Below are 6,271 nucleotides of genomic sequence, written 5' to 3' on the forward strand. Positions count from 1 at the left end.
GGCCGTGTCATGCCTCGGTCTCGGCCAGGAAGCGTGTCAGTCCTGCCTTATACCGGTTTGCCATCTTCGCCAGCCTCGCTTTTTCCGCTCCACTCTCTGATTGGGCAGCCATGCTCCACAGCCCCAGCTGAAATGCCAGATAGCAAGGTTCGAAATAGCCGATTAGCCCGGCGTCGACGTGGTCGCGCATTCCGCCGATCAACGTCGCAGCTTCGCTCTGCGACAAGCCATACTCGACGCAAGCGCCGGCAATGTCCCACTCTATCGGCTGGCAGCCGATCAGATCGTGTCCCCGGCAATGGTCGACAGCATCGGTCTTGACGAGCGTGCCATCGGAACCGACCAGAAACTCCCAAGGATGAAGCCTGCCGTCGATCTCGACCCGTTCCGGCACGTGCGCGGGAGCCTGCTTCGAGAACCAGGTCCGCAGTCCCGCCGCCTGGTTTTCGCCCAAAGCCTCGGAAACATTGTGAACGGCCATCTGCCCAAGGGCAGGCAATGACGCACCTGGTTCGCGGGTTCGCAGATGGGTCGCCCGCCAGGCCAGGTAGCGTGTGAGCTCCGCGACAAGTCTCTGCCTGGGCAGCGGCAGCTGATCCATCGTGGTGCCGTCGGTCCACCGTTCGACCAAAAAACCGTGGCAGAGGCCGACGACTTGCGGTCCGAGTCCGGCCTGATGCAACATCTTGGCGACGCGTGTCTTACGCGGCCCGGTTTCGCCAAGGCCGACAAATTTGACATGCCAGCGATCTTGACCCGCGCAGGCCAGGAACTTTCGCCGTTCGGTGCCGCGTGCGCTCGGTGGCCAGAGCTTTTCGCCGGCGTAGTGAAAGGTCCGCCACGCGCCGCCAGATATTTCGGTCAAACGCACTTCCGGTCTGCCGACCGCCTCGGCCACCCAATCGCGCAGCGTTGGAATTCGCGAGCTTTCGGGGAAAGTGCGTTCAAACGTCATCGCCACGTGTTTGCGGCAGCGCATCCATGTCTCCCGAATGTCCTGCGACGCTTCGGCCCCCGGCTCGCCCGAGTGGCTGGGGAACAGGTGAATGCGGCCTGTTTCGATCCCCAGCTCCCGCAGCCAGGTGACGACCGCGTGGATCGAACTTCCCGACAGGCCGGGACCTTCGTCGACGACAGCGAAACGAGCCGACGGCTCGTTTCTCCAGACAGCGATCAACCGTGGATCGGCCTCGACGTGCCGACGGAAAGGATGGCCGACCGGACGCAGGCTGATCGGCGCCGGCGCACCGAGCGCGGCGGCCACCATGGCCGCAAGCCCCAGGCCGATGCCGCGGATGCCGATCACGCATGTGTTCGCATCGAGACCTGATTCCTGCGCCGCGCCCAGATAGCTTTCGGGATAAAGCGCATAATGCGCGTAACCCTCGGGCGATCCGGTCAAAATCTCCGCCTCGCAATCGAGCGCGGCGAGCATCTGGAGCAGTCGCGGGTCGATGCCACCGCCCACGGCGAAACCGCTTCGCCACGACTCCGCCACCTCTGCCGCGAGTTCGACCAGCAACCTGGCGCCTCGCTGTCGCGAAGGCGAATTGGTGTCGACGCCCCGGGCCTTGAATTCGGCATCGGCGAGCCCCCGAACCAGTTCCGACACGCTGACGAAGAGCTCGACCAGAGCAACATGGCGCTGGATGCCGCGAGACATGCGACCGAGGTTTTGGGCCAGTTCAATCGTGGCCTCTTGAAGCTGTTGCGCACTCTCGCTCCGCTTGTGGTCGCCGTAGACGATCATCGATCGATTTCCAATGCTTGCCGTGCGGGCAACGCGGCGGCTGCAGCTTCGATCCATGCTGCCCCATGCAATCTTTCGGCCAGTCCCGCAATTTTTCCACGGCCCGAGGAACATTCCGGCGCGATGGCGGTTCGGCGCAAGGAACTTACCTTTGAGCAGCATAGGACGGCGGTTTCGTGGGATCGAAAAAGGTTCGTGTTGGTATCGCCGGAGTCGGCAATTGCGCATCCTCCCTGGTGCAGGGCCTCTCCTATTATCGTCACGCAAAAAGCAACGAACCGATCCCGGGCCTGATGCATGCCGATCTCGGCGGCTATCACGTCGACGACATCGAAATTGTCTGTGCGTTCGATGTCGCCAAAAGCAAAGTTGGCCGCGACGTCGCGGAGGCGATCTACGCCGCCCCGAACAACACGTTCCGCTTTGCCGACGCACCGACGACCGGCGTTCGCGTCGAGCGTGGGCCGACGCTTGACGGGATCGGCAAATATCTGCGCGACGAGATCGAAGAGGCACCCGAACCGGTTGCCAATGTCAGCGATATCCTTCGCGACAGAGGAGCCGATGTGCTGGTCTCCTACCTGCCGGTGGGTTCGGAGGAGGCTACGCGCTTCTATGCCGAATGCGCGCTCGAGGCTGGCTGCGCCTTCGTCAATTGCATACCCGTTTTCATCGCTTCGCGTCCAGAATGGCGCCGGCGCTTCGAGCAACGCGGGCTGCCGCTGGTCGGCGACGACATCAAGAGCCAGGTCGGCGCGACAATCGTGCACCGGCTGCTGGCCAATCTCTTTCGCGAGCGCGGCGTGCGCATCGATCGCACCTACCAGCTGAATTTCGGCGGCAACACCGATTTTCTCAACATGCTGGAACGCGAGCGGCTGGAATCGAAGAAGATCTCCAAGACGCAATCGGTGACCAGCCAGCTCGATGTTCCCCTCGAGCCGGGCAACATTCATGTCGGACCGAGCGACCATGTGCCTTGGCTCACCGACCGAAAATGGGCCTACATCCGCGTCGAAGGAACAACCTTCGGCGGCGTGCCGCTGAACGCCGAGCTCAAGCTGGAAGTGTGGGATTCGCCCAATTCAGCCGGCGTGGTGATCGATGCGGTGCGCTGCGCCAAGCTGGCGCTCGATCGCGGCATCGCCGGCGCGCTGACCGGTCCTTGCAGCTATTTCATGAAATCGCCTCCCGAACAGTTCACCGACGCCGAGGCCCGCCAGCGCACGCTCGCTTTCATCGACGGCAAGGACGAGCCTTTGCTGGATGCCGCGGAATGACGACGACGTTCTTCTTGGTCCGCCATGCGGCGCACGACAATGTCGGCTCCTATCTTGCAGGGCGCATGGCCGGCGTTTGCCTTGGCGAAGCCGGCAAGGCTCAAGCCGCACATCTTGGCGGCCGCATGGCCCGAGAGACGATTGCCGCCATCCTTTGCAGCCCGCGCGAGCGCACGCAGGAGACGGCGGTGCCCATCGCGCTCGCTTGCGGTGTCGGTGAAATCGCGATCTGCGCCGAACTCGACGAGATCGACTTCGGTGACTGGTCGGGAAAGACTTTCGACGAATTGAACGGCGATGCCGGTTGGCGCGCTTGGAACGACCAGCGGCAGGAGGCCAGGACGCCCAGCGGCGAGACCATGCTTGATGTCCAGCAGCGCATCGTCTCGCTGATGAACGGCGTCCGCGAACTGCATCAGAACCAATGCGTCGCGCTGATCAGCCACGCCGATGTGATCAAGGCCGCCGTCTGCAAGGTGCTCGGCTTGCCGGTCGGCGACTGCTTTCGCTTCGACATCGATCCAGCCTCGATCACGACGATCGTATGGGGCGACTGGGGCTCGAAGCTCCTGCGATTGAATGAAGCGGCCTGACGAGGAGATGCCTGATGAGGATGGTCATTTTCGGTCTCACCGTCACGTCTTCATGGGGGAACGGCCATGCCACGCTGTGGCGCGGGCTGATCCGCGCCCTCGCCCGGCTGGGCTGGTCCATCACCTTTTTCGAACGCGACACTCCCTATTACGCCGGGACCCGCGATCTGGATCAGCTCGACGGCGGCAATGTCGTCATCTATCCGGACTGGGAGGACATCCGCCGCGTCGCGGAGCGGGCGATGAAGCAGGCGGATGTCGTGGTCGTCACGTCCTACTGTCCCGACGCCGTTGAGGCTTCCCGCTTGGCGCAGCAGGCAAGTCGCGGACTGCGGGTCTTCTACGATCTCGACACCCCCGTCACGCTGGCCCGCGTCGAGCAAGGTGAGCGTCCGCCCTATTTCGGACCTGAGGGCCTTGCCGACTACGACCTCGTCCTGAGTTACACCGGGGGCTCGGCGATCGAGGCGCTGAAGACGGTCCTGGGTGCGCGCCACGTGGTGCCGCTCTACGGGCACGTCGATCCGGACCGACACCGGCCGGCACAGAAGCGGGCCGAATTCGCCGGTGATCTGTCCTATCTCGGGACCTACGCGGCAGATCGCCAAGCTGGCGTCGAAAAGCTGCTGGTCCGCCCGGCCGCACGCCTGCCCGATCAGCGCTTCATCATCGGCGGCGCGCAATATCCGCAGGAATTCCCGTGGAGCGACAACATCTTCTTCGTCAGGCATCTGCCGCCCGCCGACCATCCGGCGTTCTTCTCGTCATCGCGGCTGACGCTTAACGTCACCCGGGAAGCGATGGCGCAGAAAGGCTGGTGCCCGTCGGGACGGCTCTTCGAAGCGGCCGCGTGTGGGGCCGCCATTGTCACCGACGTATGGCCGGGCCTCGCGGAATTCTTCGAACCCGGCCGCGAAGTCCTGCTGGCGCACGACACGGATGACGTGGTCGCGGCATTGCAACTTCCGGAGTTCGAACTCGACGCCATCCGAAGGCGTGCCCGCGAGCGGGTTTTGAGCGAGCACACTTCCGCCAAGCGTGCAGCGGAGCTGGATGGAATCCTGGCCGATGCCGCACGAAATCCGGTAGGCGAACCGATGAAGGAAGCCGTCTGATGTTGGGCATCGTGCCCGCTGCCGGACGCGGCAGCCGCATTCAACCGCTCGGCTTCTCGAAAGAGCTGCTGCCGGTTGGCAGCCGGCTCGACGGCCAGACCGAACGTCCCTGCGCCGTAAGCGAGTATCTGGTGCGGCGCATGGTCCAGGCCGGCGTCGACAAGATCTGCTTCATCATCGGGTCGGGCAAATCCGATATCCTCGAATACTATGCCGCGGGCTACGGCGACGCGGCGGCACTCTTCGTGGTGCAGCCCCAACCCGTCGGACTCTGCGATGCGATTTTCCGAGCAGCGCCGCTCGTCGCGCCCGACGAGGTGGTACTGGTCGGTCTTCCTGATACGATCTGGTTTCCGGAGGACGGTTTCTGTCAGTTGCCTGACGATCAGCTTTCATTTCTGCTCTTCCCTGTGGATAGCCCGGAATTCTTCGACGCCGTCGTTACCGATGATGACGAGCGGGTCATCGAAATCCAGGTCAAGCGGCAGGATGCCTCGACAAACTGGGTTTGGGGGGCGTTCAAGATGCCCGGCCATATCCTGCACCGGCTTGCGGCACTCTGGCGCGAGCGGGATGGCGGGGATGAATATATCGGCACATTGATCAACGCCTACCTTGCGGCCGGGGGTGTAGCCTATGGCGTCAAGGCCGGGTCCGCTTATGTCGATGTCGGCACGTTCAACGGCTATCGAACCGCCCTGCGGCTGCTTGAAACCGGCGTCCCGCCAGCTCATCACCAGTCTGCCACGATCATGCCCGGCGCGCTTTCGCATGTACCCGTCGTTCCGGGCGAAGGAGCTTGACCATGTTGCATTCCCATGCCGAAATCCGCCGACGCATCGACGCGCTCGGGCCGTGGTTCCACAACATGGAACTGGCCGGCGTCGAGACCGCGCCCGATCACTTTCTGGGCAATTACCCGCTGATCAAATGGCGCAAATTCGCCGATGCCATACCCGCCGATCTGGCCGGCAAGACCGTGCTGGATATCGGCTGCAACGCCGGCTTCTATTCGATCGAGATGAAACGGCGCGGCGCCGCCCGTGTCCTCGGCATCGATTTCGACGAGGCCTATCTGGCGCAGGCACGCTTTGCCGCCGAGATCGCGGACTGCGACATCGAATTCCAGAAACTGTCGGTCTACGATGTTGGTGCCCTGCGCGAGACGTTCGATGTGGTGCTGTTCATGGGGGTGCTTTACCATTTGCGCCATCCCCTGCTCGCGCTCGACCTGATCCGTGAGCACGTCGCCGGTGACCTGATGATCTTTCAGTCCATGCAACGCGGCAGCGCGGACCTGCCCGAGCTGGAAGAGAACTATCATTTCTGGACACATGATTTGTTCGACCGGCCGGATTTTCCCAAGCTGCATTTCATCGAACACCGCTACGCCGACGACCCGACCAACTGGTGGATCCCGAACCGGGCTTGCACCGAAGCAATGCTGCGCAGCGCCGGTTTCGAGATCGTTCTACATCCCGAGCAGGAGGTCTATTTCTGCCGTGGCCCCCGCGCCCCCGCCCGCGGCGGCGC

General features: G+C 63.2%; 6 protein-coding genes. 5 read left to right on the forward strand and 1 reads right to left on the reverse strand.

Annotation, left to right across the window (positions count from 1 at the left end; genetic code table 11):
• Positions 1-7 precede the first annotated feature (7 nt).
• Complete coding sequence (locus LB569_RS23840) at positions 8-1,750, reverse strand: hypothetical protein (protein ID WP_224694322.1); 1,743 nt, start codon at positions 1,748-1,750, stop codon at positions 8-10.
• A gap of 176 nt (positions 1,751-1,926) precedes the next feature.
• Here LB569_RS23840 and LB569_RS23845 point away from each other — a divergent pair, with 176 nt between their 5' ends.
• The 5 genes from LB569_RS23845 to LB569_RS23865 form a co-directional block, all read left to right on the forward strand.
• Positions 1,927-3,030 (forward strand): inositol-3-phosphate synthase, encoded by a 1,104-nt coding sequence (locus LB569_RS23845; protein ID WP_140708285.1) that lies wholly within the window; start codon positions 1,927-1,929, stop codon positions 3,028-3,030.
• Positions 3,027-3,623: a histidine phosphatase family protein gene (locus LB569_RS23850; protein ID WP_140708283.1), complete on the forward strand. Its 597-nt coding sequence runs from the start codon at positions 3,027-3,029 to the stop codon at positions 3,621-3,623. Before LB569_RS23845 ends, LB569_RS23850 begins: the two co-directional genes overlap by 4 nt.
• A 14-nt stretch (positions 3,624-3,637) precedes the next feature.
• Positions 3,638-4,738, forward strand: a complete 1,101-nt coding sequence (locus LB569_RS23855; protein ID WP_224694323.1) for a glycosyltransferase — start codon at positions 3,638-3,640, stop codon at positions 4,736-4,738.
• A complete protein-coding gene (locus LB569_RS23860) occupies positions 4,738-5,541 on the forward strand; it encodes a sugar phosphate nucleotidyltransferase (protein WP_224694324.1) in 804 nt (267 codons plus the stop codon). The genes LB569_RS23855 and LB569_RS23860 overlap by 1 nt, the downstream gene beginning before the upstream one ends.
• A 2-nt stretch (positions 5,542-5,543) precedes the next feature.
• Positions 5,544-6,271 (forward strand): TIGR04290 family methyltransferase (locus LB569_RS23865; RefSeq protein WP_224694325.1); only part of this gene is annotated, 728 nt, incomplete at its 3' end.

Source organism: Mesorhizobium sp. BH1-1-4 (genome assembly GCF_020165665.1).
Taxonomy (GTDB): Bacteria; Pseudomonadota; Alphaproteobacteria; order Rhizobiales; family Rhizobiaceae; genus Mesorhizobium.